Raw genomic sequence first — 26,438 nt, forward strand, 5'->3', positions numbered from 1 at the left:
CGAGCCCGACCCGACCCTCAACCGGTCGTTAACCATAATTGTTTTAACTCCATTAACGATAGTTCCCGCCGATCGGTGGGGACAATCGCGAAAGTGTTTGATTTCGTTGGAGTTCTTCCATCGTGGGGTCGTCTCCAGGCACGAGCCGGAGCAAACGCGCGCATTTCCTGCGCGCGGCTTTGCCGTGCTTTGCGCTGACGGTCCTCGGAAGCGCCCCCGTGGCCGCCCAGAGCCTCACCCCCGACCTGTTCAGTCCCAACCGCGGTGGCTTCGCTTCGCCCGACACGCTGCCGACGCGCCGCACCGCGGGCGTTCCGCAGGCACCGTCGGATGCGCTGCCGGCGCTGCCCGATCCCAACTCCGACTTTCGCAAGCGCCAGCAGACGCCGGCGCGCCCATGGCAGAACCCGACGAACCAAAACGCGACCAGCCAGGTCCCGACCTATGGCCTGCCGGCCGCCAACGGTGCGAGCAGCTCCGGCTACGACTCGCTGAACCGCAAGCGGCAGCAGCCGAAGTTCTATCCGGGTCAGCCCAAGCCGAAGCGCCCTGCTGGTCCCGGCTCGCGGGCGCCGACCACTACGCCGCCGCCATCCACGCTCGGTTCGCCGAAGATCGCGCCGCCCCCGTCCGCCTCCGCCAACAAGGCGCCCGTGCCGGCGGCGATGGCGGGCACCGTGCCCGGCCAGCCGCTACGCCGCCGCCTCAAGGCCGATGACGATGCGTTCGGCGCGGTCGGCGACTATGCCGGCAGTTTCCTGATCAAGGGCGGGCTCGAGCTCTCCACCGGTTACGACACCAATCCGGCGCGTCTGAACAAGCCGGTCGGCTCGCCGGCCTATGTGGTTGCACCCGATCTCCTCGTGGCGTCCGATTGGGAGCGCCACGCGCTGGTCGCGGATCTGCGCGGCTCGTTCTCGGGCTACACCAACAACATGCCGGCGACGATCGACGGCTTTGCCTCGCCTTCGCCGGTCGAGGTCGACCGCCCCGACTTCAACGGCCATGTCGACGGCCGCCTCGACGTCAATCGCGATCTCAAGCTGACCACGCAGCTGCGCCTGCGGCTCGCCACCGACAATCCCGGCAGCCCGAACGTGCAGGCCGGCCTGCAAAAATATCCTGTTTATGCCGCCTATGGCACGACCGTCGGCTTCGACCAGAGCTTCAACCGCTTCCAGATCGCGGCCGGCGCCACTGTCGATCGCACCGCCTACACCAACTCAAAACTGACCGACGGCTCGACCTTCAGCAACGACGATCGCGACTTCAACCAGTATGGCGGCGTCGGACGCTTCTCCTACGATCTCAAGCCGGGGCTGAAGCCATTCGTCGAGATCCAGGGCGACACCCGCGTCCATGACCTGGCCGCCGACCGCAACGGCTATTTCCGCGATTCGAACGGCGGCTACGCCAAGGTCGGCACGTCCTTCGAGTTCTCGCGGATCCTCATCGGCGAGGTCTCGGTCGGCTATTCCGCGCGCAACTATGTCGACCCGCGCCTGAGCCAGCTCGCGGGCTTCCTGACCTCGGGCTCGCTGATCTGGAGTGCAAGCGGCCTCACCACGGTGAAATTCGCCACCGACACCCAGATCGCCGAGACCACCGTCCCCGGCTCCTCCGGCGTGCTGGTGCACACCTACGGGGTCGAAGTCGATCACGATTTCCGCCGCTGGCTTACGGCAGTGGGCAAATTCACCTACGGCACCTACGACTATCAGGGCCAGAATCGTAACGACAAGACCTACTCGTTCGAAAGCAATCTGATCTACAAGCTCAACCGCAACATCTGGATCAAGGGCACGCTCCGCCACGACATCCTGGATTCGAACCAGCCGGGGTCAAGCTCGCAGGCGACGGTGGTGATGGTCGGGGTGAGGTTGCAGAATTAGAGGGGAGGCCCCGTGGCGGCTCGGATTACTTTGGACATCAACTCGGCTGGAGTATTCGAGCTATGGCTCAATCCCGAAGGCCGAGACCTTCTCGTCAAGGAACTGCTCGCCCTGAGCGAGACCAACGACCACTTTCACCTGATGCCCAGTGAAGTAGCCTCGGACGTCGAAGTTTCGGCGCGTCCCTATCGGCCGAACGACAAGCTTCTCGAATACGGTAAGGTGCTGTTCCGGCTTGACGAGTGGGACGCACAGCACTTTCCGCACGTCTTGGGCTAAGGCCCCGTCGCTCTCGCCATCTACTCCGCCGTCATGCCCCGCGAAGGCGGGGCATCCAGTACGCCGCGGCTTCTCGGTAAATCACAACTGTTTCGGAATACTGGATCGCCCGCTTTCGCGGGCGATGACACCGTTTGTAAATCTGACAGCGAGCCAAGCAACTACCGCGGCAGATCCGTCTTCCCCATCAGGAACGTATCGATCGACCGGGCACACAGCCGGCCCTCGCGGATGGCCCAGACCACCAGCGACTGGCCGCGGCGCATGTCGCCGGCGGTGAACACGTTGGGGCGTGAGGTCTGATAGTCCAGCGTGTTGGCCTTGACGTTGCCGCGGGGGTCGAGCTCGACCGAGAGCATCTTGAGCAGGCCCTCGTGCACGGGATGGACGAAGCCCATCGCGAGCAGGACGAGGTCGGCGTCGAGTTCGAACTCGGTGCCGGCGATCGGCTTGAACTTGTCGTCGACGCGCACGCAGTGCAGCTTCTTGACCTTGCCGTTCTCGCCGGTGAACTTCTGCGTCAGCACGGCGAATTCGCGGATCGCGCCTTCGGCCTGGCTGGAGGACGTCCGCATCTTCAGCGGCCAGTTCGGCCAGGTGAGGCCCTTGTTCTCGTGCTCCGGCGGGGCGGGCATGATCTCGAGCTGGGTCACGGAGAGCGCGCCCTGGCGCAGCGAGGTGCCGATGCAATCGGATCCGGTGTCGCCGCCGCCGATGACGACGACATGCTTGCCACCGGCCAAAATCTCCTGGACGCCGTTCAACGGTTCCTCCGACACGCGGCGGTTCTGTTGCGGCAGAAAGTCCATGGCATAGTGGATGCCGGCAAGGTCGCGGCCGGGAATCGGGAGGTCGCGCGGGGCTTCGGCGCCGCCGGTCAGCGCCACGGCATCGTACTCGTTGAGCATCTCGCGTGGGTCGACATTGCCGTCGGCGCCGACATGGCTGTTGTAATGGAAGGTGACGCCTTCGCCTTCCATCTGCGCGACGCGGCGGTCGATGATGCCCTTCTCCATCTTGAAGTCGGGGATGCCGTAGCGCAGCAGGCCGCCGGCCTTGGCGAACTTCTCGAACAGATGCACGTCGTGGCCGGCGCGCGCGAGCTGCTGCGCGCAGGCCATGCCGGCCGGACCGGAGCCGATCACCGCGACCTTCTTGCCGGTCTTATGGGCGGCGATTTCGGGCTTCAGCCAGCCATTGTCCCAGGCGCGATCGACGATCGCGCATTCGATGGTCTTGATGGTGACGGGGTTGTCGTCGATGTTGAGCGTGCAGGACGCCTCACACGGCGCCGGGCAGATGCGCCCCGTGAACTCCGGGAAATTGTTGGTCGAGTGCAGATTGCGCGAGGCTTCTTCCCAGTTGCCCTGATAGACGAGGTCGTTCCAGTCCGGGATCTGGTTGTTGACCGGGCAGCCGGGCGTGCCGGGCGAGACCGAGCCGGTGCCGTGGCAATAGGGAATGCCGCAATTCATGCAGCGCGCGGCCTGGTCGCGCGTTTCCTTCTCGGAGAGGGGAACGACGAACTCGTGGAAATGCTTCACGCGCTCGGCGACCGGGGTGTACTTGCGGTCATGCCGTTCGATTTCGAGAAAACCCGTGATCTTGCCCATTAAACCCGAAGTCCCTGCCGCTTAAATTCGTTGTGTTTCTCTCTCGTCGTCATTGCGAGGAGCGTGAGCTTCGAAGCAATCCAGTCTGCATCCGAGGAGAAAGTCTGGATTGCTTCGCTACGCTCGCAATGACGGGCGCTGATATTTCTTACGCCCCGATCGCGATTTTCGGCTCGGCGTCCGCGTTGGCGGCCATCTCGCGCAGCGCGCGCCGGTATTCGACCGGCATCACCTTGCGGAATTTTGGCAGCCAGTCCTTCCAGTTGGCCAGGATGTCGGCGGCGCGCCTGGAGCCTGTCGCCTTCGCATGGCGCGTGATCAGGACGTGCAGCCGCTCGACGTCGGAGGCGAGCAGGTCCTTGAACACGTCGACCCGGCCGTGCGCTTCGAGGTCACCGGAGTGGTGATAGGTGCCGGCGTTGATCAGCTCTTCCGACAGCACCGGCTCGAGCTCGACCATCGCCATGTTGCACAGCCTGTCGAAGTCGCCGGTCTCGTCCAGCACATAGGCGATGCCGCCGGACATGCCGGCCGCGAAGTTGCGTCCGGTCTTGCCGAGCACGACCACGATGCCGCCGGTCATGTATTCGCAGCAATGGTCGCCGGCGCCCTCGACCACCGCCACGGCGCCGGAATTGCGCACGGCAAAACGCTCGCCGGCGATGCCTCGGAAGTAGCACTCGCCTTGAATGGCGCCGTACATCACGGTGTTGCCGACGATGATGCTCTCTTCCGGCACGATGCCGCTGTTGGCCGGCGGCTTGACGATGATCTTGCCGCCCGAGAGGCCCTTGCCGACATAGTCGTTGGCTTCGCCTTCGAGCTCGAAGGTGACGCCTTGCGCCAGCCAGGCGCCGAAGGCCTGGCCGGCGGTGCCCTTGAGGCTGACATGGATGGTCTCATGCGGCAGGCCGGCATGGCCGTAGATCTTGGCGACCGCACCCGACAGCATCGCGCCCGCGGAGCGGTTGGTGCTGTTGATCTTGGCCTCGATCTTCACCGGCGCACCGCGGTCGAGCGCAGGCGTCGCCTGCTCGATCAGCGTGCGGTCGAGCACCGCTTCCAGATGATGGTTCTGGCGCTCGGAGTGATAGATCTTCTGGCCCTTCTCTTCCTTCTGCTTGACGAAGAGCTTGGAGAAATCGAGCCCCTTGGCCTTCCAGTGCGCGACCAGCTTGGTCTGGTCGAGCAGCTGCACCTGGCCGATCATCTCGTTGAAGCTGCGGAAGCCGAGCGAGGCCATGATCTCGCGGACCTCCTCGGCGACGAAGAAGAAGTAGTTGATCACATGCTCGGGCTGGCCGGTGAAGCGCTTGCGCAGGACGGGGTCCTGGGTCGCGACGCCGACCGGGCAGGTGTTGAGATGGCACTTGCGCATCATGATGCAGCCGGCCGCGATCAGGGGCGCGGTGGCGAAGCCGAACTCGTCGGCGCCGAGCAGCGCGCCGATCACGACGTCGCGGCCGGTGCGGAAACCGCCGTCGACCTGGACCACGATGCGGCTGCGCAGCCGCTCGCGCACCAGCGTCTGGTGGGTTTCGGCGAGGCCGATCTCCCACGGCGAGCCGGCGTGCTTGATCGAGGTCAGCGGCGAAGCGCCGGTGCCGCCCTCGAAGCCCGCGATGGTGACATGGTCGGCGCGCGCCTTGGCGACGCCCGCGGCTACGGTTCCGACGCCGATCTCCGAGACGAGCTTGACCGAGACCGCGCCGTCCGGGTTGACGTTCTTGAGGTCGTAGATGAGCTGCGCCAGATCCTCGATCGAGTAGATGTCGTGGTGCGGTGGCGGCGAGATCAGGCCGACGCCCGGCGTCGAATGCCGGACCTTTGCGATGGTGGCATCGACCTTGTGGCCGGGCAACTGGCCGCCTTCGCCGGGTTTTGCACCCTGCGCCATCTTGATCTGCATCATGTCGGAGTTGACGAGATACTCCGTGGTGACGCCGAAGCGGCCCGAGGCGACCTGCTTGATTGCCGAGCGCATGCTGTCACCGTTCGGCATCGGCTTGAAGCGGTCGGCTTCCTCGCCGCCTTCGCCGGTGTTCGACTTGCCGCCGATCCGGTTCATGGCGATCGCGAGCGTGGTGTGCGCCTCGCGCGAGATCGAGCCGAAGCTCATCGCGCCGGTGGCGAAACGCTTGACGATGTCCTTGGCCGGCTCGACCTGGTCGAGCGGTACCGGCTTGCGCTTCTCTTCGTCCGCATTCTTGATCCGGAACAGGCCGCGCAGCGTCAGGAGACGCTCCGACTGCTCGTTGAGGATCTTCGCGAAGGCGCGGTAGCGTTCCAGCGAATTGCCGCGCGCGGCGTGCTGGAGCAGCCCCACCGACTCGGCGGTCCATGCATGGTCCTCGCCGCGGCTGCGATAGGCATATTCGCCGCCGACATCGAGCGAGGTCTTGTACACGAGCGCGTCGCCGAACGCGTCGGCATGACGGCGCACCGCCTCTTCGGCGATCTCGCCAAGACCGACGCCCTCGACGCGGGTGTGCGTGCCCGCGAAGAATTTTCCGACGAATTCCGCCTTCAGGCCAATGGCGTCAAAGATCTGCGCGCCGCAATAGGACTGGTAGGTCGAGATGCCCATCTTGGACATCACCTTGAGCAGGCCCTTGCCGATCGACTTGATGTAGCGCTTGACGATCTCGTAGTCGTCGAGCGAGCCGGGCAGGCGGTCCTTCATCGCGATGATGGTCTCGAACGCCAGATACGGATTGATCGCTTCCGCGCCGTAGCCGGCGAGACAGGCGAAGTGATGCACTTCGCGCGGCTCGCCGGATTCGACGACGAGGCCGACCGAAGTGCGCAATCCGGTGCGGATCAGATGATGATGCACGGCGGCGCAGGCCAGCAGCGACGGGATCGGAACCCGGTCGGTGCCGACCATGCGGTCGGACAGGATGATGATGTTGACGCCCTCGCGCACCGCGCTCTCGGCGCGCGCGCAGAGCTCGTCCAGCACCTGGTCCATGCCGGCCGCGCCGAGGCCGGCGTGGAAGGTGGTGTCCAGCGTGCGCGACTTGAAGTGCGACTCGGCGACCTCGGAGATTGAGCGGATCTTTTCGAGGTCCGCGTCGGTCAGGATCGGCTGGCGCGCTTCGAGGCGCTTGGTAGTGGCTAGGCCTTGCAGGTCGAACAGGTTCGGCCGCGGTCCGATGATGGAGACGAGGCTCATCACCAGCTCCTCGCGGATCGGATCGATCGGCGGATTGGTGACCTGCGCAAAGTTCTGCTTGAAGTAGGTGAACAGCGGCTTGGCCTTGGCCGACAGCGCCGAGATCGGCGTGTCGTTGCCCATCGAGCCTGCGGCTTCCTCGCCGGTGGAGGCCATCGGCGTCATCAGGATGGTGATGTCTTCCTGGCTGTAGCCGAACGCCTGCTGGCGATCGAGCAGCGACAGGTTGGAGCGCACGCCGGTGGTCGGCACCTTCGGCAGCTCTTCCAGCACGATCTGGGTCCGCTCCAGCCACTCCGTGTAGGGATGGCTCCTTGCGAGCTCGGCCTTGATCTCGTCGTCGGGGATGAGGCGGCCCTGCTCGAGGTCGACCAGCAGCATCTTGCCGGGCTGCAAGCGCCACTTGGTGATGATCTGGTCCTCGGGAATCGTCAGCACGCCCATCTCGGACGCCATCACGATGCGGTCGTCCTTGGTGACGAGATAGCGCGCCGGCCGAAGGCCGTTGCGGTCCAGCGTGGCACCGATCTGGCGGCCGTCGGTGAAGGCGATCGCGGCGGGGCCGTCCCACGGCTCCATCAGGGCTGCATGATATTCGTAGAAGGCGCGGCGCTTCTCATCCATCAAGGGATTGCCGGCCCACGCCTCCGGAATCATCATCATGACGGCGTGCGGCAGCGAGTAGCCGCCCTGCACCAGGAATTCGAGTGCGTTGTCGAAGCAGGCGGTGTCCGACTGGCCTTCGTAGGAGATCGGCCAGAGCCGGTTGATGTCCTTGCCGTACAGCTCGGAGCTCACCGAGGCCTGGCGCGCCGCCATCCAGTTGACGTTGCCGCGCAGCGTGTTGATCTCGCCATTATGCGCGATCATGCGGTAGGGATGCGCCAGCGACCACGCCGGGAAGGTGTTGGTCGAGAAACGCTGGTGCACGAGCGCCAGCGCGCTCTCGAAATCCTTCTCGTGCAAATCGGGATAGTACTTGCCGAGCTGGTCGGCGAGGAACATGCCCTTGTAGATCACGGTGCGGCAGGACATCGAGCACGGATAGTAGCCGGCGAGGCCGCGGTCGCGGCGCTGATAGATCGCTTGCGAGATCGACTTGCGCAGGATGTAAAGCCGGCGCTCGAAATCGTCCTCGGTCTTGGCGGTGCCGTTGCGGCCAATGAACACCTGCATGCAGGCGGGCTCGGTCGGCTTTACGGTGACGCCGAGCGAGGAATTGTCGGTTGGCACGTCGCGCCAGCCGAGCAGCGTCAGGCCCTCTTCCTTGATCTGGTCGGCGATGATGCTCTTGATGACGTTGCGCCAGGCAGTGTCGCGCGGCATGAACAACGCGCCGATGGCGTATTCGCCCGGATTGGGCAGCACGAAGCCGAGCTCCTTCGCCTTGCGGCTGAAGAAAGCATGCGGGATCTGCACCAGAATGCCGGCGCCGTCACCGGCGCGCGGGTCGGCGCCGACGGCGCCGCGGTGCTCGAGGTTACAGAGGATGCTGAGCGCGTCCGCGACGATCTCGTGCGACTTCTGGCCCTTGATGTTGGCGATGAAGCCGACGCCGCAGGAATCTTTTTCCAGGCTCGGATCGTACAGGCCTACGGCCGGCGGCCGTGAATTGTGTTCCTGAATCGGATCGGTCGTTTTCGAGGCGACCGTCGCCGACAGTTGTTCTGCCACGATGTTTCCGCGCTCGACTTGCGACCCGTTCATGTTCTCGTCCTCTCCATGCGGCAAGCTGCCTCACCGCCATCTTCGGCGCACCTTGGGCGTCCCGCGGCACCCGCTTCTGGGTCACCGCTCGTCCGCTCGCGAGCCGCATTTTCTTAAATTCAGGCCAAGGCGTTCTTCGTCCCCGAGAACGGCTTTGCCTGTTGCCTTCTTGGCGCTCGAAAGCACCGACTTTCGTTGCAATCCCTATGCCGGAACCGCAAGCAAAATTGAGACAGTCTTCCTGTCCTAACCATCACCTTGCCAAATTTTTGTCTATCACACAAGCGCGCGCAAGTCCCGATTCCCCATATGTCAATCAATCGCTTTCCAAAAGTTGCGCGGCCCCGGTTTTGAAGCAAACGCGCCCTGATCCGGCCCTGCCGACGCCGGAATCCCCAATGAAGCTTCGGATCAACCCTTTGGAAGACCCGCCACGCCGCAAGAAGCAAAAGAGCGCGATCCATCCGGGGGCCTGACAGGAGCGTCTCGACCATGAAGTTTTTCACAGGATGTGTGGCCGCCGCCACGCTGGCGCTGGCCGCGACCGCGGCTCAAGCGCAGGTTCCAGCGCGAGGGGCGATGATCGCGGTCTCGGATTTCGACGCCCCCTATGCGCCGTCGGAGGCCGCGCCGCCGCCGCGCTACGGCTATGGCTACGAAGAACGCGGGCCGGCCCCGGTGCTGCTGCCATCGACCGAGGTCTACGCGGTGCTGCGCGAGAACGGCTTCTCTCCACTGGGCATCCCGCGCCTGCGCGGCGGCGTCTACACCATCGCGGTGATTGACCGCCGGGGGGAGGACGGCCGGCTCGTGATCGATGCCCGCGACGGAAGGATTTTGCGCTTCATGCCGGCTGCCGACGCCTACGGCATGGCACCCGGCTACGAGCAGCCTGCGGTTGCACCTTACCGCCCGCAAAGCGCGCTGCCGCCGCCGACCATGGTCCGCAGTGGTCCGCCCCGCCCTCCGGCCCCGATCCCGCATGTCGCCAGCCGTTCCGTGCCGCTGCCCAAGGCGGCTCCGCCGCGCGAGGCCCCGGGCGTCCCCGCCAAGCCGGCCGAGCCTGCGACGCCGCAGGCCCAGGTGCCGCAGGCACAACCTGTGACGCAGACCGCGGCCGCCGTGCCGTCCAAGCCCGCTGAGGTCGCACCGCAAGCCGCCGCGCCAACCGTAGGTCAGGTCAAGCCTGCCGCGACTATCCTGCCTACGCAGGAGATGCCGGCGGCACAGGGGCTGGACTAAGCGCGGGCGTTTGAGGCGATGGCCCGCATCACCCCAACGGTGTCGTCCTGGCGAAGGCCAGGACCCATACCGCGAGGTGCATCATATGAGTGACGCGGGAGTACCGAACTCCGAATCTTCGCCAAACTCCTCCCTGTGGTGATGGGTCCTGGCCTTCGCCAGGACGAGGTTGGGGAGAGAGTTAGCGCAAACAGAAGGCGTCTCAGCACTCAGGCGCCTTCTGAACCATGACGAGCGCGGCTCAGCTCCGGCCATACCCCGCCGCTTCCAGGATCAAATTCGCCACCTCCTTCGGATGCGACACCAGCGACAGATGGCCGGCGTCGAGCTCGATCGTGGTTGCGTTCATGCGCTTGGCGAGGAAGCGTTCGAGATCGGGATTGATGGTGTAGTCGTTCTTCGACACCGCGTACCAGCTCGGCTTGGAATGCCATGCCGCCTCCGTGGTGCGACCGGCGAAGATCGAGGCGGCCGTCGGCCATTGCACGGCGTAGAGCTCCTTGGCCTGCTCCGGCTTAACGCCATTGGCGAAGTACTTCAGGAAGGCGTCTTCTGACAGCTTGGTGTAGCCGTCGCGCTCGACGACGCCGGCGCGTGCCGGTCCCGCCGGAAACTGCTTCGACAGCGCGACAAAATCCTCGTTGGCATCGGGCGCACGGGCGGCGACATAGACGAGGCCGGTGACCTTCGGGTCGGTGCCGACCTGGCTGATCACGGTGCCGCCCCAGGAATGCGCGACCAGCACGGTCGGACCATCCTGTTCGGCCAGCACGCGCTTGGTCGCCTCGACGGAATCCGCAAGCGACGACAACGGATTTTGCACGGCAGTTACGTTGAGCCCTGCGGCCTGGAGGATCGGGATCACTTCCGACCAGCTTGAGCCGTCGGCCCAGGCGCCGTGCACCAGCACAACGTTCTTGGCCTTTACGGTCTGCGGCGTCTGCGCGTGAGCGAGGCTGAGAGGGGCCGCCAGCAGGCTCGCGGCGACGAAAAGGCTGCGCCAGAAAGTCATGATTGTTCTCCGTCTTGTTTTTGGGTTCGATATCCAAAAGACGATGCGCGGGGCGGCGGTGTTACGCCATTTCACCGCTCTGTGATGCGGCGCAACAGTCCAGCACGGCCGTTCAGCAATCGGTGACGTCCCGGCGACGACCGAGACCATCCTCTCTGGTAAGGTATGGCAGATCCGTCGTTCGGTATTTCTTCCGTGCACGATTGATCGATCTCGCGGCAGGATTCCCCGGCTCTCGCCGGGACGAGGAGAGCCCAACAAAAAAACGCCCCGGGGCACCGGGGCGTTTTCGCAACCTGGAAGCGGCCGACGTGATTTACGCGGCTACCGAGTTCTCGATCACCTGTGCGCCTTGCGCACCGGTGTTGATCGCGATGTGGCGGGGCTTCTTCGCTTCGGGAATCTCACGGACGAGGTCGACGTGAAGCAGCCCGTTCTCGAGCGAGGCGTTCTTCACCTGCACGAAGTCGGCAAGCTGGAAGGCGCGCTCGAAGGCACGCGCGGCGATGCCACGGTACAGCACTTCGGCCTTCGAGTTCTCGTTGGCGACTTTCTCGCCCTTAATCGTCAACGTGTTTTCCTTCGCGACGATGGAGAGCTCATCCTTGGCAAAGCCCGAAACCGCAACGGTGATGCGGTAGTCGTTCTCACCGGTACGCTCGATATTGTAGGGGGGATAACCGGGGCTGCCGTCCGAACCGGCCTGGTCGAGCAGGTTGAAGAGACGGTCGAAGCCGACGGTGGAACGGTAGAAGGGGGTCAGGTCGTAGGTACGCATGGTCAAGTCCTCCATTGAGCGACTGTTGAGTAACCCGCCCGCCAATCGGGCCGGGCTTTCGTCTGTGTGCAGCCTGATGTTCCGGTTCCGAAACACTGGTAGCGGCCTGCACCAAGGTGATATGGGTTCAGGGGAACGGCGTTCAAGAGGGCGGATACTCAGCCTTTTCGGCGCTCCCGCCCCTGATTTGCAGCTCTTCGTGCCCAAGCCCTCCCCATCATGACGCTGGTCTCGATACCGTCCAATCCCGTTCCCGAAGACGTCGTCAGCGGCACCATCAAGACCCCTGATGGCGTCGAGCTGCGCTTTGCGCGCTGGGCACCGCCGGCGAACCGCAAGGGCACGGTCTGCGTCTTCACCGGACGCAGCGAGCAGATCGAGAAGTATTTCGAGACCGTGCGCGACCTGCGCGACCGCGGTTTTGCGGTGGCGATGATCGACTGGCGCGGGCAGGGCCACTCCTCGCGCCGCCTGCGCGATCCGCGCAAGGGCTATGTCCGCGACTTCGCTGATTTCGAGATCGACGTCGAGACCTTCGTGCAGCAGGTGGTGCTGCCGGATTGCCCGCCGCCCTTCTTCGCGCTCGCCCACTCCATGGGCGGCACCGTGATGCTGCGGGTGGCGCATGCGGGCAAGCGCTGGTTCGACCGCATGGTGCTGTCTGCGCCGATGATCGACCTCCCCGGCCGCGCCACCTCGTTTCCGGCGCGGGCTCTGCTGAAGACGATGCGCGTGCTGGGGATGGGCGGCCGTTATGTCCCCGGCGGCAGCGACCAGATCACCGGGCTCAATCCCTTCATCAACAATCCGCTGACCAGCGACCCCGTGCGCTATGCGCGCAATGCCGCAATCCTGGAGGAGGATCCGACCCTCGGGCTCGCGTCACCGACGGTCGCCTGGGCCGATACCGCCTTCCGCGCGATGAACACCTTCAAGGGCAAAAACTACCCGTCCGAGATCCGTCAGCCGATCCTGATGCTGGCGGCCTCCAGCGACACCGTGGTCTCGATCGCGGCGATCGAGGAGTTCGCCTATCATTTGCGCGCAGGCTCCCATCTCGTGATCGCCGGTGCCAAGCACGAGATTCTCCAGGAGCAGGACCGCTACCGTTCCCAATTCTGGGCAGCCTTCGACGCCTTCGTGCCAGGCACGCCGCTGTTCAAGTGAGGGGAGGCGATGCTGCCCTGCGACCACACGCCGGCATGCCGGGACAAGCCCGGCCATGACGAGGAAGTAGCATCACCCACTACAGCGTCTTCAGATACTCGATCAGATCGTAGCGCTCGTTGTCGTCCTTGAACACGCGGCCGATGACACCGGGACGTTTTTCCTCGCCCGGCTTGCGCTCGAAGGAATGGCCGAGCACGCTGTTGCCCTGGATCGGATCCTTGTCCGACCCGGCCGAGAACTCGGTTTCACCCGTCTTGCACTTCTCGTTGGCGGTGACCGCAAAGCCGACGGTCACGGGATCATAGTCGCGGCGGCCCATGCAGAATTTTTGCGGGCGCTCGCTTGCAGGCTTCAGCAACCAGTAGAGAGAGGGCACCGAACCGTTGTGCAGATAGGGTGCCGTGGCCCAGACGCCGTTCAGCGGCCGTGCCCGATAGCGTGCTCCCCCCACCGGATTGAGGCAGTTCTTGCGCGCGAGATTCCACAATTTCGACCGCTCGGCGTCCGGAGTCTTCTCGTCGTCCATCCATTTGCGGGCGACGAGATCCACCACCGTCATCAACCCGAGCGCATAAACCATCTCGGTCGGCGAGCTTGCGGTCGAGACGTCGCATTGCCACCATTTCTGGAGGTCGGCCGTATTCACCTTCAGGAAGCCGGGCAGATCGACGATCCTGTTGCTGAGCACGAGCGACTGTTCGGGATCCGTCTTGATCTCGTCGAGGGGGATCGTCACCGCGTTCAGCACCTTGCTGTCGCCGCTCGGCTCCCAATGTCCCGACGACCAGAAAGCCGGGGTGTCGATCGCCGGCAGATGGCATCCGGAGCACATCTCGGCGTAGATCTTGCGGCCATTGTCGACCTTCTTTTGATCGAGCCTCCAATTGTCGCCAAGGATCTGCGAGGGCCATTTCGGCGCCAGCAGGCCGCCGAACTTCGGGCCGGTGGAGGGATCTGCCGTCTTGAACGGGTCTGGCCCCCTGAGCATGTCCTCGATCCAGCCGAGCGTGTTGATATGAACCGAGGAGCGCCACAGCCTGTCCTCCGGGTAGGCGTCGGACAGGTTGAGCAGCGCCGTCACGCCGAGGGCTTCGCCGGCGTTGCGGATCAGCGGCTGCTCGATCGAGGCGTCGTACTGGGCGAACTTGAACCAGGGCACGGTCCAGATCGGGGGATAGCTGACCGGCGCGTCCTGGGCGTGCAGGTTCTTCTCGAATCCCTTGATCCCGCTCAGCGCGAGATCCTGCGAAAAAACTTGATTGCCGATGCGATTGAGAGCGTCGAGGCGACCGAACCCTTCCTCGGTGTCCTGCTGCTGCCTGCCGTTCCAGGTCTTCTTGCCTTCAATCGTCTTTTGCTGGGTTTGCGCCCAGTCGATCAGGAAGTTGCCGATCGCGCTGAGCTTCTGCTTGAGCGCGGCGCGGTCAGCCTTGCTGGCATCGGGGCCGAGCACGCGATCGGCGAAGCGCTGGAAGCGGAACGGCACGTAAAGCGTGTAGGCGATCGACAGGCCGGTGGAGACCTCGAGCTTCTTCAGGTCGGTCATGGCCGGGCCGCCGTCGAAACGCACGTCCACGCCCTGGTAGTGGATCTGGCCGGTATGGCAGGCCGCGCAGGTCAGCCCGATCTTGTCCTCTTCGCGACGGCCGGTCGCGGGATCGACGACACCGGTCATCCGTGCGAAGCCGACCGGCAGGCCGTCGACGTTCTCCGCCGGCGTCCACCTGGTCGACCAGTCCGGCACCTGTGTCGTCTCGTAGACATTGGCATAGCCGAAGCGGCGCAGTGACGTCGCGTCAGTCTGGATCGACTGCGGGCTCGGGATGAACCCGAAGCGCTCGAGATAGGTGCCGTCCGTCATCATGCCCGGCGCCGAGAACAGATGCAGGCGCGGCTGCTCCAGGGCCATGAACCATTCATAGGGCACCGGGAAGGTCGCTGTGCCCTGGCTGGCATGGTGAAACCAGTGCCTGTCCTTCAGCGACCAATTCTGTTCGAGCCAAAAGGCCGCCTTCGTCTCCGGGACCGTGGGCAAGGGTGGCGGCAGGAGATTCACGAGAATTCCCTTTTGCGGCAGCATGGCGCGCACCTGGTCGGGAAATTCGGCGACCGCAACGAGCAAGGCGAGACCGAGGGCGAGCAGCAGGGCCGCAACCTTGAGGGCGCCCCGCACCACACGCTGGCAGGTGGACAGCACCGGCTGCGATACCAGCCGCTGGTTGATGCGAGCAGGGAATTGCCGCTCGTTGAACAGAGTGCGCACGTCGGCCACGCTGAGATAGCGGTCCTCACCCGCGCCCTTGCCCATGATCTTCAGGAGGATCGGCCACTCGAACTTCATCAGCAGGGGGTAGTACCAGCGCGCGGCGCTGCCGGCGCGCTTGAGGTTGTCGCGCATGAAGACGCCGATTTCCGAGGCGTTGAGACCGGGCTCAGAGCCGCCGCCGTTCGGATCCCGGTAGTCCCGGCCGAAGCTCGCAAACCGCGCAAGCTCGTCCTCATCGACCTTGCCGTCGACGCCGAGGACGCGCGAGCCGGCACCGCGCTTGTCGAGAGGGCCGCCACGCAACGCGTCGAGCTGTGCGCCCGAAAATATGCTCTTCAGGATGTGACCGAGCCCGTTGGCGATAAGCGCAACGCCGCGGACCTGGATGCGGGCCGAGACCTTCTTCAGCCCGGTCTCGCCGCTCGCATTCGCGATCGTTTGCGACAGCGTGCCGAGCGGAACGGTTCTGCCGTCAACAAACCCCTCGCCGACGAGGCCGCGGAGGAATGGACAGGGATTGTTCGGGGAGACCTGGATCGAAGGGTCTAAGGAGGGCTTCGGAGCGGAGTCATGCATGGCCCAAATCCTGAAAACGGCGAATCGTGAAATACAGACGCGGCGATAGAGCGCGGAAAGTCCTGACAAACCGACAACACGTTATACTACTTCAGCGTGTAGCCGAGTGTGGCTGAATTCACTGTCGTGTCAATAAAGGCGGAGGGGACATTGCCGCGTGGCCGCGGCTGGCTCTCAGGATTCGGCGACGCGTTTGACGTCGCTCGAAACCAGGGTCAGTTTGCCGAGCGGCACGCCCGCATTCAAGAGTCCGGCGCGGTAATGGGCGAGGTCCTCGGGCCGCTTCCAGTGGAAATTGCGCAAATGGCGGTCGACATTGAGAGTCGGGTAGTTAGCCATGAGCACGCGGGTCGCCTCGACCGCCTCGTCGCCGCGTCCCAATTGCGCCAGCGCCGCGGCGCGGATTGCCAGCGCCTGCAAATGGTTCGGGTTGATGTAGAGCTGTTCTCGAGCCCATGACAGAGTCGCGTCATATTGGCCCAGCAGATAATGGCTGAAGGCGTTCAGTGCGGCCCATTGGTAGCGCGGATCGCTGTTGTCGCGCTGTGCGGCCATCGAGAACAGCTCGATCGCCTCGCGGTGCTCGCCGATGACGAAATGGCAGATGCCGAGCACGCCGCGCGCGCCGTTGTCGTAGGGGTTGAGCGCGACGGCGCGCTTGGCGGCGTCCATCGCGGCCTCGTAATGCCCCTCCAGCGCGTGGGTCCAGGACAGGATCGAGAACGCAAATGACGAGCGCGGATCGAGCCGAACGCTGGTTTCGGCAAGCTTCATCGCCTCGGCCCACATCTCGCGCGTGCCCTTGACCCAGCCGAACTGGATGCTCTGGATCTGAATCGTGGCGAGATAGGCGTGCGCAATCGACAGCTTGGGCTCGAGCCTGATGGCCTCCCGGAACAGGTCGACGGCGATGGCCAGGTCTTCCTTGGTTTGCCGATAATAGTGCGACAGTCCTTTGAGGAAGCGGTCCCAGGCGGTGACGTCGGTCGAGAGCCGCGCCGGCGCCGAGGCTTCGGCCCGGACGATCTCGGTGGCGATGGCGGCGGACAGGTTGGTGGTGATCTCGTCCTGCATCGCGAAGAGATCGCCGATGTCGCGGTCGTAGCGGCCAGTCCAGAGCTGCTCGCCGGTCTCCGGCGCGATCAGCTCTGCGGTCACGCGGATCTTGGCTCCGGCACGCCGCACCGAACCCTGGATCAGATAGGTGGCGTCGATCTCCCGCGCGATCAGGCGGGTGCTGGCGTTGTTGCCCTTGAACACGAACGTCGAGTTGCGGCTCAGCACGCGATAGAAGGATTGCAGCGACAGCGCGTGGATCAGATCCTCGGTCAGGCCGTCGGAGAAATACTCGTCCTGTGCGTCGCTGAGATTGGCGAAAGGGAGCACGCCGACGATCGCGGTGCGATACTGCTGCGAGAGGGCGGATGCCTCCCTCAGCGCGGGCGCAAGCGCCGGTGCACCTTCAGGCGTCCAGGTCCAGACCCCGATCGGATCCTTGATGTTCTTGAAGCGGTGGTTGCCGGCATCGACCAGCGGCACGGTGAGATGCTTGCTGGCCTCCTTGTAGGCCTTGGCCGAGATGGCGAAGCCGCCGGGGCTCGCCACGGCTTCGAGGCGGACGGCAATGTTGACATCGTCACCGAAGACCTCGTCCTCGTCGGCGATGACGTCACCCATATGGATCCCGAGGCGGAACTGCATGGCGCGATCGGCGGGCAGATGGTGATTGCGCTCCGCCATCAGGGTCTGCATCGCGATCGCGGCCTCGGTGGCGCCGACGATCGAGGGGAATTCCAGCAGGAAGCCGTCGCCGGTGTTTTTGACGACGCGGCCGCCGTGATTGAGGATGATGGGATGGATCGCGCTGCGATGGGCCTTGAAGGCGGCATGGGTGCCGGCCTCATCGGTGCCCATCATGCGCGAATAGCCGGCGACATCGGCGCAGACAATGGCAGCCAGACGTCTTTCCATATTCCGGAGCTCCAAGAGACTTGCAAGAGACTTGGAAGAGATCGAGGACCGGCCACGGCGTGGCAGTCGCCTCGAATCCCGCATTCAAAGAACCCGTTCCTTATAGAGCAGATGAGGCCGAGCGAAAGTATGATCCGCATTGCAAATTCGAGGTAAATCCTCGGCAATCCGGCAGTGGACGGGGACGAGCGAACGCACTAAGCCGACCTCTTGGGCTACGGTTGGGCGGCGGAGGCACGTCACACATGCTGGGCATTCACGAAATCTGGCTCTTCGTCCTGTCGGGCGTGCTGCTCAACATCACGCCGGGGCCTGATACGGTCTATGTGATCGGCCGCAGCATGCAGCTGGGCTGGCGAGGTGGCGCCGCGGCCGCGCTGGGCATCAGTTGCGGCTGCTTTTTCCATGTCGCGGGCGCGGCAATCGGCCTTTCGGCCCTGCTGATGGCCTCATCGACCGCGTTCTCGATCCTGAAGCTGGTCGGAGCGGCCTATCTCGTCGTGACCGGGCTTCAGATGCTGTGGTCGCGCCCGGTGCTGGCCTCGGCCATCGACGAGCCTGTGCAGAGCTCGCTGCGGCGGGTTTTCCTCCAGGGCGTCTTCACCAACGCGCTCAATCCCAAGGTCGCGCTGTTCTTCCTTGCCTTCCTGCCGCAATTCGTCGCAGCGGACTCGGCGCACAAGCCGCTCGCCTTCCTGATGCTGGGCCTGATCTTCATCTGCACGGGAACGCTGTGGTGCCTGGTGCTGGCGGCGTTCGCGGCAAGGGCCGCCCACCGCTTGCGGAGCTCCGAAGGCGCGGTCGCCTGGGTCAACCGTACCCTCGGCGGCCTCTTCATCTATCTCGGCATCCGCGTCGCCATGCTGGAGACGCGGTAACGTCCTTTACGCGAATTCCTTCAGCAGCGCGCTGCCGGCGAGATAGAGGCCGAGCAGGATCATCGCGATCAGGAACCAGCGGCGAAACGCTTCCGCCGGCATCCGCGCCCGCACCGTTTGGCCGATATACATGCCGGCAAACGCGCAGGCCATGCCCACGGCGCCCGGCACCGCGTTGGCCGGCGTCAGCAATCCCCCCGCGGTGAGATTGAAGGCGAGCGCCAGTGTCGCTGTCGTGAAAAACACGCCGAGCGCCTGCACCAGCTCGTCCTTCTCCATGCCGATCGCCTGCATGAACGGCATCGAGGGGATCACCTGCACGCCGGTCGAGGCCGAGATCACGCCGGTGACCACGCCGACCACGCCGCCGACCCATTTCTCGTTCTTTGGCGCAACATGAAACTGGAATTTGTTCAGCCCGATGATCGCGTAGATGACCAGGAGCACGCCGAGCACGATCGTGCCGTAGCGCGCATGCGGGCCGGTGAGCGCGCCGGCATTGAGCCAGCACCCGATCACGGTGCCGATCATCAGCGGCCACAGCCGCCTCAGGATATCGCGCAAATGGGGGCCGACGAAGGTCTGCCAGATGTTGGTGACGATGGCGGGGACGATCACGATGGCGATCGCGCGGCTCGGCGCCATGCTCACCGCGAGCAGGCCCATGGAGACAGTCGGCAGGCCGAGCCCGACCACGCCCTTGACGAATCCGGCGATCAGGAAAACGGCGGCGATGAGAATGAGGAGCGGGTCGATCATATCTGCACATTGACCGATGCAGCGCGCCGGCACAATCTGTAGCTTACGGAGAAAGCCTTCGTTTGGAACGAAGGCTGAAGGGACCCCCGATGCGCTTCGACCTCGTCGACCTCCAGCTGTTCATCGCGGTCGCCGACCAGCGCAGCATCACCCGCGGCGCGGAGCGGTCGCATCTGGCGCTGGCCTCAGCCAGCGCGCGCATCAAGGGGCTGGAGGATGCGCTCGGCGTCGCGCTGCTCAAGCGCGGGCGCCGCGGCGTTGAGTTGACCTCGGCCGGCGAGAGCCTGCTCGATCACGCCCGTCTCGTCATTCACCAGATCGACGCCATGCGCGGCGATCTCGCCGGCTTTGCCAGCGGCGTGCGCGCCAGCGTGCACTTCCTCGCCAATACCTCGGGGCTTTCGGAGCATCTGCCGAAGGCGCTCGCCGGCTTCCTGCGCGAGCATCGCGACGTTGCCATCGACATCGAGGAGCGCGAGAGCACCGACATCGCGGCCGCGATCACTGCGGGCGCGGCCGATCTCGGCTTCGCCGCCGAGCACGCGCTGCCCGATCATATCGAGCGATTCGCCTTCAGCGAGGATCGCCTGACGCTGGTGACGTCTAGGCGCGGCCCGTTCGCCGGCCGCCGCGCGATCGATTTCCAGGAGGCGGGCGCTTGCGACTTCGTCGGGCTGACCAGCGCCACCGCGCTTCAGGTGCATATTTCGAAGCACGCCGCCCGGCTCGGCATGCGGCCGCATTACCGCGCACGCTTGCGCGACTTCGATGCGATCTGCCAGATGGTCGCCGCCGATGTCGGCGTCGCGCTGGTGCCCGAAGCCGCGGCCCGCCGCTGCGCAAAACTGATGCCGCTCGCCATGGTCCGCCTGCGCGATAGCTGGGCCAACCGCAAACTCGTGATCTGCGCGCGAAGCTTCAAGACACTACCGCGCCCGGCGAAGATGCTGGTGGAGCATTTGCGGTCTGCGGCGGTGTGAGTTCTGGGATTTCCCCTCCCTTTAGAAGAGGTTAAGACGCAGCTACTTCGCCGTCTCCACGCCAGCGTCCTTGATCACCTTCGCCCATTTCTTCGTCTCGTCCGCGATGAATGTGCGAAAATGCTCCGGCTCATCGCCGACCAGCGTCGCGCCCTGGGCAGCGAGCTTTTCCTTCACCGCCGGATCCGCCATCGCCTTCGTGGCCAGATCATGTAGCGCGGTGACGATCTCCTTCGGCGTGCCCTTCGGCGCGACCATGCCGTACCAGTTCTCGATGCGCAGATCCGCAAAGCCCGCTTCCGCGGTGGTCGGCACGTCAGGCGCCGTCGGCGAACGCTCGGCGGAGCCGACCGCGATCGGTCGCAGGGCGCCCGCCTTGACCTGCGGCAGCAGCACGGGGAGGTCCAGGAACGTCATCTGCACCTGCTGGCCCAGCAGATCGTTCACGGCGGGCGCCGCGCCGCGATAGGGCACGTGCACGATGTCGATCTTGGCCGTCAGCTTGAACAATTCACCGGCGAGATGCGGCAGGCTGCCGGGTCCGGAGGAGGCGAAGTTGAGTTTTCCCGGCTGCGCCTTGGCGAGCGCGATCAATTCCGCGATGTCCTTTGCGGGGACGTTGGTGGCGACCACCAACATTTCCGGCACGGTTGCGACCAACGTCACGGGCGTGAGGTCGTTGAGCGTATCGTAGGCGACCCTTTCCATGCTCGGGCTGATCGCCAGCGCGCCGGCGCTGGAGATCGCGATGGTGTAGCCGTCAGGTGCAGCCTTGGAGACGGCATCGGTGCCGAGCACGCCACCCTGGCCGCCGCGATTGTCGATCAGCACCGGCTGCCCTGACAGTTCCGACATGCGCTGGCCGATCACCCGCGCGATGATATCGTTGGGGCCGCCGGCCGGAAACGGCACGATCAGCTTGATCGGCTTGGCCGGGAAATTCTGGGCGGAGGCGAGCGTCGGAAAAAGAAGCAAGGCCGCGAGAAGGAGCGTACGCCGGTTGGTCATGCAGGCTCCTAGATCGCCTAGCCGTTGAGCAGTTTCAGTGCTTCTTCGTGAACCCTGGCGTCGCCGGCCGCGACGATGCGGCCGCCGCCCTGGGCCGGCTTGCCTTCCCAGGTGGTGACGACGCCGCCGGCACCGGTCACGATCGGGATCAGGGCTGCGATGTCGTAAGGCTTCAGCTCGGTCTCGACCACGAGATCGACGTGACCTGCCGCCAGCATGCAATAGGAGTAGCAGTCGCCGCCATAGCGCGACAGCCGCGCGCCCGTTTCGATGCGGCCGAAGATGGCGCGGTCGCGCTCGCTCATCAGCAGCGGGCTGGTGGTGTAGGTCGTCGCCTCCGACAGCAAGGCGCAGCGCCGGACCTGGAGCCGGCGCTCGCCGGACGGGCCTTTATAATGAGCCGAGCCGCTGTCGCCGGAAAAGCGTTCGCCGATGAAGGGCTGGTGCATCATGCCGTAGACCGGCGTGCCCTTGTGCAGGAGCGCGATCAGCGTGCCCCAGATCGGAAAGCCGCCGATGAAGGATTTGGTGCCGTCGATGGGGTCGAGCACCCAGACATAATCCGAATCCTCGCGCTCGTTGCCGAATTCCTCGCCGACGATGCCGTGCTGGGGAAAGTTGGCCTTGATCAGACGCCGCATCACCGCCTCCGCGGCGCGATCGGCCTCGGTCACGGGGTCGAAATCCTTGGTCTTGCTCTTGTCCTCGATCGACAGCGAGGTGCGGAAGAACGGTAGGATGGTTTCGCCGGAGGCGGTGGCGAGCCGTCCGATGAAGGCGGAGAAATCGATCACCGTCACGGCGTATCCTCAAAAAAGCGAAAGTCGGGTGAAGCTCACTCCTGCCTAGCTCAAATCGGAAGAATCGTGCAGCGCTGTCTTGCTTTTGCACCCTGGTATTTTGGATGCCGGATGCGTCCCTCCTTCAAAGAACTTGGCTGGCCAAAAATCGATCATTGAGTTGAAACCTTAGTTCCGGATCTGCCTCGTTCGTATGCAAATGACTATCAACCCATTGAATTTCCTTATCAAAGGAACTGAATCTGGGTTTCTCTAGAAGCAACCGAGCTATGTCCTCATTGCATGGGAAACCGGTCGAAAGCCCTTGCACTTTGTGCGTCGCGGCCGCATATTGTTGCGGTGCGGTAGCGCTTCTCGCGTTACTGCTGCCCTCCTTGGGCGTTTCCTCCCTAGACTTGGGCCGCTTCTTCATTAGAAGCGGCCCTTTTTTCTTTCAGCCTCTGCTTTCTCTCGGCATCGGCTTTCATTTCGATGCTCGCCGCGAAACGCATTCGCGCTGATCGCACCCAACACAATTGTTCGAAGAAAACGTCGCGCCTATTCAGCCGCGGCCTGGAACGGGCCGAGATCGCCGAACGGGACCGTGGTCGCCAGCACGTCTGCGAGCACGCCGAAGTCCGACGCCACTTGTGCAAAGCGCGGACTGCGCTCGCGCCGCCGCTCGTCCATGTAGATTGCGCGGTTGAGCTCGAGCTGCACGGCATGCAGGCCACTGGCCGGGTTACCGTAATGCTCGGTGATGAAGCCGCCGGCGTAGGGCTTGTTGCGGCCGATCGAATAGCCGAGGCCGGCCATGGTCTCCTCGACCCGGTCGGGCAATAGCGGCGTGCAGCTCGTGCCGTAGCGGTCGCCGATGACGATGTCGGGCCGGCGCGGCTCGTCGCGGGAGACGCCGACCGAGGGCATCGAATGGCAGTCGACCAGCACGACGGTGCCGAACATCTGGTGCACCTTGTTGATCAGCCGGCGCAGCGCGCGATGATACGGCTTGTACAGCGTCTCGATCCGCCCCAGCGCGTCGTCGACCAGGATGCGCTCGCGATAGATCTCCTGGCCGTCGCCGACCACGCGCGGAATGGTGCCAAGTCCGCCGGCAACCCGCATCGAGCGGGTGTTGGCAAAGCTCGGCAGGCGCCCGGTGAACATCCGGGGATCGAGCTCATAGGGCTCGCGGTTGACGTCGACATAGGAGCGCGGAAAGTTGACCCGCACGGTCGGAAAGCCGCGCTCGCTGAGATGGCCGATCAGCTCGTCCATGAAGGAATCTTCGGAACGCCGCAGCGTCGGCAGGTCGATCCTGGAGGCGCTGAGGAATTCGTCCGGATAGGTCGAGCCGGAATGGGGCGAGTTGAAGATAACCGGCGCGCGCCATTGCGCGGGCTCAACGATCTCGAAGGCTGGCGACTTGTCGCCGTCAAACCGGGTCATCTTCTCAGGCTTCGTCCCTTGGTGTCAGGCTTCGCCCTTGGCAATCAGGCTCCGCCTCTCGGTATCAGGCTTCGCCCTTGGCGCATTGATTCGGCCGATCGGGCGGCTCTTATGTGTCGTCATTGTCCGGAATCGCAACCATCCTGCCAAGCGAAAAGATGAGATCTGCGCTGGAACATGTCTTAACCCTGCGGGCAGCGAGGTGGGGACCGGCAGGTACGGCTCGATTGCTTCGTGCCGTATTCCGGTTCACAAGAGTCCGGCAGCGCGAGCTGCGGAGGGTAAAGATTTTCACCCCAAATTTACCCTCCGTCGGGCTTAGTGACCTCCGCTGATATCCTCTGGGGATTCGACATTTCCGCCATGCCAAAGATCCTGCTCGCCGAAGACGACAACGACATGCGCCGTTTCCTGGTCAAGGCGCTGGAAAACGCCGGTTTTCAGGTCTCGTCCCACGATAACGGCATGGCCGCCTATCAGCGGCTACGGGAAGAGCCGTTCGAGATGCTGCTCACCGACATCGTGATGCCGGAGATGGACGGCATCGAGCTCGCCCGCCGGGCCTCGGAACTCGACCCCGACATCAAGATCATGTTCATCACGGGCTTCGCCGCGGTCGCCCTGAACTCCGATTCGGATGCCCCCAAGAACGCCAAGGTGCTGTCCAAGCCCGTGCATTTGCGCGAATTGGTCAGCGAAGTGAACAAGATGCTGGCGGCCTAAATCGGCCCCCTTCCGTCCTTGCACCGGCTCCCGTGAGCCGTTATAGGGACCCGACCCGATCTAGAGACATCTAGGGCGCGTAGCTCAGCGGGAGAGCACTACCTTGACATGGTAGGGGTCACAGGTTCGATCCCTGTCGCGCCCACCATCCTTCGCTCGCGATAGCCGAGTGAAGGATGCCACGCCGAAGCCCAACGGGCGCAGGCGGGCTGCCGCCGCGAGGTTCGGCTCGGCAAGCCACCAATCTCATTTCGGCGAAGCGTGTCCGGTGTAGCTCGAAGAGCGTAGACGGACTGGAGCGGCAGCCTCCTTCGCCGACACACCGCCGCTAAATCCCCTATTTCAGTTCCGTGTTTGCGACCGGAAGGATGGAGGCGACGTGCCAGCCGTCCGCATCCTGAACGTAGGTCTGGCTGATCAGAAACGTATTTTGTTGTGGCGGCTTGCCCGGAAGGCCGCGCGTAAAGACGATCGGCACGAGGATCTGCATGATCTCGTTCGAGATCACGGCGACGCGGAATTTCGACATGTCGGGTTCGAGGTGCCAGGTGCCCTCGTAATAGGTCTTGAACCGCGCGGCGACCTCATCGCGACCGCGCGTCTCGATGTTTCTGGCAAACAACAGCGTTCCGGCTGAATTCAGGAGCATGGCCTTCATGGCGTCCGCATCATGCGCATTCTGCGCCGCGATGAATTTCTCGAAGATGGTTCGTGCTTCGGCATCATTTGCGGCAGCCTGCGCGCCTCCGGCCGGCCAGAACGTTGCGGCGAGAAACAGCGCTGCGGCAAACGCCGCAACTTGAGGGCGCCGTGAAAACACTCGTGGCGTGAAATTGCCTGAAGGCATTTTAGGTCGGATCATGGTCACCTCTGGTCATTTGCCGGCGGAATTTGAATGGTGAGCGTCATACCATTGTGGCCAGGTCGATGTTTTCAGGATTGCACGATCGGCGATGACCCCGACATCACGGAAACGTAGGCTTCCGGATGCCACGGGACCAGGCAAGCAAACCCTCGCCGCGAGCAGCGAGTTGAGTTATCGTCTTGTGGTGTGAAGTAACCCGGATGAAGGTTGCCCATGAGCGTGTCCGTCATCGAGCAGGCAAAGATCCAGGCGCAGGTGCTGGTGCCCCTGGTTAAGGCGTTGCAGGCCGAACTCGGCGAGGCGCGCGCCAATGCATTGGTGCGCAAGGCGCTTGGCGACCTCTATCGCGGCTTCGGCGAGGAATTCTGGAAGGCAAAGAACAGCACGAACAACGAAGCCGATCTCGGCAAGGCCGTCGCGTCGGCGTTCAAGACCTATGCCCGAGACGACGCGCTCGCCTATGACATCATCGAGCAGACCCAGGACGCCTTTGCGTTCGACGTGACGCGATGCGCCTATGCCGAGTTCTACAAGGCGCTGGGCGAGCCGGAGCTCGGTTTCCTGCTGGTCTGCACCGCCGACTTCGCGACCGCTGATGGATTTGGCGCCGACGTCAGGCTCACGCGCACGCAAACCATCATGCAAGGCGCGTCCCATTGCGATTTCCGCTACTGGCGCGACGAGCGCGGATCAAATGAAGGGAATGCGGGTGATGCGGGCGAGCTATGTTGCCCTGATGGTGCTGGCGCTGATGTCGTCGCGCGCCGCTGCTGCGGTCATCGACTGGCAGGCCGAACTGCAGCGCTGCCGCGCATTGCGCGAAAGCGTGGCGCCGCTGCTTCAGGCCGGCGAGGGCATCTCGGCCGTCGGCCGCTCCAACAGATCCATCCGCCGCTGCATCTGGATCCAGCGCATCGCGGTGCGCAGGAAGATTCCCGGCGCGGAGGTTTGGTAGCGTAGCTGGTCATGCAGCGCTGCTGTCTCACACTCCGTCATCGCGAGCGCAACGAAGCAATCCAGACTGTTTCCGCGGAGGGGTTCTGGATTGCTTGGCCGCGCTCGCAATGACGATGTGGAAGCAGCAACGTGTTCAGCTCATCGCCTTCACGATGGAGATTCCGATACCGAGCTCCTCGTGGAACTTACGCACCAGCGCGGCCTGCCAGCTCTCACCGAACTCGATCTCGCCGCCGATCGCGACGACGCGATGTGCGAATGAAGGCGCCATGTGGTCATGGGGGATCGTTATCGTGCACCACCTCGGTGCAATGCGCAGCTTGATCCGCGACTCCCCGCCTGCCATTGTCCGCCCACCA

General features: G+C 64.1%; 19 protein-coding genes, 1 tRNA gene and 1 pseudogene. 9 read left to right on the forward strand and 12 right to left on the reverse strand.

Features of this window, described 5'->3' with window-relative positions:
• The first annotated feature begins 122 nt into the window (after positions 1–122).
• Positions 123–1,892 carry an outer membrane beta-barrel protein gene (locus tag IVB13_RS26755; protein WP_247299314.1) on the forward strand — a complete coding sequence of 590 codons (1,770 nt, stop codon included), beginning with the start codon at positions 123–125 and terminating at the stop codon, positions 1,890–1,892.
• A 12-nt stretch (positions 1,893–1,904) separates the two neighbouring features.
• Positions 1,905–2,171 (forward strand): hypothetical protein, encoded by a 267-nt coding sequence (locus tag IVB13_RS26760; RefSeq protein WP_018453333.1) that lies wholly within the window; start codon positions 1,905–1,907, stop codon positions 2,169–2,171.
• A 161-nt stretch (positions 2,172–2,332) separates the two neighbouring features.
• On the opposite strand, the gene IVB13_RS26765 is transcribed toward IVB13_RS26760, so the two are convergent.
• Both IVB13_RS26765 and gltB read right to left on the reverse strand, forming a co-directional pair.
• Complete coding sequence (locus tag IVB13_RS26765; protein WP_018453334.1) at positions 2,333–3,784, reverse strand: glutamate synthase subunit beta; 1,452 nt, start codon at positions 3,782–3,784, stop codon at positions 2,333–2,335.
• A 148-nt stretch (positions 3,785–3,932) separates the two neighbouring features.
• Positions 3,933–8,666 (reverse strand): glutamate synthase large subunit, encoded by a 4,734-nt coding sequence (gltB, locus tag IVB13_RS26770; protein WP_026232514.1) that lies wholly within the window; start codon positions 8,664–8,666, stop codon positions 3,933–3,935.
• A 492-nt stretch (positions 8,667–9,158) separates the two neighbouring features.
• On the opposite strand from gltB, the gene IVB13_RS26775 reads away from it, so the two are divergent.
• Complete coding sequence (locus tag IVB13_RS26775) at positions 9,159–9,908, forward strand: hypothetical protein (protein ID WP_018453336.1); 750 nt, start codon at positions 9,159–9,161, stop codon at positions 9,906–9,908.
• Positions 9,909–10,149: 241 nt separating this feature from the next.
• Here IVB13_RS26775 and IVB13_RS26780 read toward each other — a convergent pair whose 3' ends face one another.
• On the reverse strand, positions 10,150–10,920 hold the full coding sequence (locus tag IVB13_RS26780) for an alpha/beta hydrolase (protein WP_018453337.1): 771 nt from the start codon (positions 10,918–10,920) through the stop codon (positions 10,150–10,152).
• A 316-nt stretch (positions 10,921–11,236) separates the two neighbouring features.
• Positions 11,237–11,698 (reverse strand): Hsp20 family protein, encoded by a 462-nt coding sequence (locus IVB13_RS26785; RefSeq protein ID WP_026232515.1) that lies wholly within the window; start codon positions 11,696–11,698, stop codon positions 11,237–11,239.
• 219 nt (positions 11,699–11,917) lie between these two features.
• On the opposite strand from IVB13_RS26785, the gene IVB13_RS26790 reads away from it, so the two are divergent.
• Positions 11,918–12,865, forward strand: coding sequence for an alpha/beta hydrolase (locus IVB13_RS26790; protein ID WP_018453339.1), 948 nt, complete (start codon positions 11,918–11,920; stop codon positions 12,863–12,865).
• Positions 12,866–12,944: 79 nt separating this feature from the next.
• Here IVB13_RS26790 and IVB13_RS26795 read toward each other — a convergent pair whose 3' ends face one another.
• Positions 12,945–15,710, reverse strand: a complete 2,766-nt coding sequence (locus IVB13_RS26795) for a di-heme-cytochrome C peroxidase (RefSeq protein WP_085350689.1) — start codon at positions 15,708–15,710, stop codon at positions 12,945–12,947.
• 174 nt (positions 15,711–15,884) lie between these two features.
• The gene (locus IVB13_RS26800) at positions 15,885–17,681 is read right to left on the reverse strand and encodes a tetratricopeptide repeat protein (RefSeq protein ID WP_162496403.1); all 1,797 of its coding nucleotides are present in this window, start codon (positions 17,679–17,681) and stop codon (positions 15,885–15,887) included.
• A 245-nt stretch (positions 17,682–17,926) separates the two neighbouring features.
• Here IVB13_RS26800 and IVB13_RS26805 point away from each other — a divergent pair, with 245 nt between their 5' ends.
• On the forward strand, positions 17,927–18,559 hold the full coding sequence (locus IVB13_RS26805; RefSeq protein ID WP_018453342.1) for a LysE family translocator: 633 nt from the start codon (positions 17,927–17,929) through the stop codon (positions 18,557–18,559).
• A 6-nt stretch (positions 18,560–18,565) separates the two neighbouring features.
• On the opposite strand, the gene IVB13_RS26810 is transcribed toward IVB13_RS26805, so the two are convergent.
• Entirely contained in the window at positions 18,566–19,318 is a 753-nt protein-coding gene (locus IVB13_RS26810) for a sulfite exporter TauE/SafE family protein (protein ID WP_018453343.1), read from the reverse strand.
• 89 nt (positions 19,319–19,407) lie between these two features.
• Here IVB13_RS26810 and IVB13_RS26815 point away from each other — a divergent pair, with 89 nt between their 5' ends.
• Complete coding sequence (locus IVB13_RS26815) at positions 19,408–20,298, forward strand: LysR substrate-binding domain-containing protein (RefSeq protein ID WP_018453344.1); 891 nt, start codon at positions 19,408–19,410, stop codon at positions 20,296–20,298.
• A gap of 42 nt (positions 20,299–20,340) precedes the next feature.
• Here the strand turns inward: IVB13_RS26815 and IVB13_RS26820 are convergent, their stop codons facing one another.
• The 3 genes from IVB13_RS26820 to IVB13_RS26830 form a co-directional block, all read right to left on the reverse strand.
• A complete protein-coding gene (locus IVB13_RS26820) occupies positions 20,341–21,306 on the reverse strand; it encodes a tripartite tricarboxylate transporter substrate binding protein (RefSeq protein ID WP_018453345.1) in 966 nt (321 codons plus the stop codon).
• A gap of 17 nt (positions 21,307–21,323) precedes the next feature.
• The gene (gene hisN / locus IVB13_RS26825) at positions 21,324–22,106 is read right to left on the reverse strand and encodes a histidinol-phosphatase (RefSeq protein WP_018453346.1); all 783 of its coding nucleotides are present in this window, start codon (positions 22,104–22,106) and stop codon (positions 21,324–21,326) included.
• A 537-nt stretch (positions 22,107–22,643) separates the two neighbouring features.
• The gene (locus tag IVB13_RS26830) at positions 22,644–23,534 is read right to left on the reverse strand and encodes an N-formylglutamate amidohydrolase (RefSeq protein ID WP_018453348.1); all 891 of its coding nucleotides are present in this window, start codon (positions 23,532–23,534) and stop codon (positions 22,644–22,646) included.
• 363 nt (positions 23,535–23,897) lie between these two features.
• On the opposite strand from IVB13_RS26830, the gene IVB13_RS26835 reads away from it, so the two are divergent.
• Positions 23,898–24,257: a response regulator gene (locus tag IVB13_RS26835; RefSeq protein ID WP_007597092.1), complete on the forward strand. Its 360-nt coding sequence runs from the start codon at positions 23,898–23,900 to the stop codon at positions 24,255–24,257.
• A 73-nt stretch (positions 24,258–24,330) separates the two neighbouring features.
• A tRNA-Val gene (locus tag IVB13_RS26840) sits at positions 24,331–24,405 on the forward strand.
• Positions 24,406–24,594: 189 nt separating this feature from the next.
• Here IVB13_RS26840 and IVB13_RS26845 read toward each other — a convergent pair.
• Positions 24,595–25,119 carry a nuclear transport factor 2 family protein gene (locus IVB13_RS26845; RefSeq protein WP_026232516.1) on the reverse strand — a complete coding sequence of 175 codons (525 nt, stop codon included), beginning with the start codon at positions 25,117–25,119 and terminating at the stop codon, positions 24,595–24,597.
• 216 nt (positions 25,120–25,335) lie between these two features.
• Here IVB13_RS26845 and IVB13_RS26850 point away from each other — a divergent pair.
• Positions 25,336–25,803, forward strand: a pseudogene (locus tag IVB13_RS26850) (L-2-amino-thiazoline-4-carboxylic acid hydrolase); the annotation flags it as partial.
• A 409-nt stretch (positions 25,804–26,212) separates the two neighbouring features.
• Here the strand turns inward: IVB13_RS26850 and IVB13_RS26855 are convergent.
• The gene (locus tag IVB13_RS26855; protein WP_018453353.1) at positions 26,213–26,350 is read right to left on the reverse strand and encodes an NUDIX domain-containing protein; all 138 of its coding nucleotides are present in this window, start codon (positions 26,348–26,350) and stop codon (positions 26,213–26,215) included.
• Positions 26,351–26,438 lie beyond the last annotated feature (88 nt).

The sequence above is a fragment of the Bradyrhizobium sp. 17 genome (genome assembly GCF_023073515.1).
GTDB lineage: Bacteria > Pseudomonadota > Alphaproteobacteria > Rhizobiales > Xanthobacteraceae > Bradyrhizobium > Bradyrhizobium canariense_D.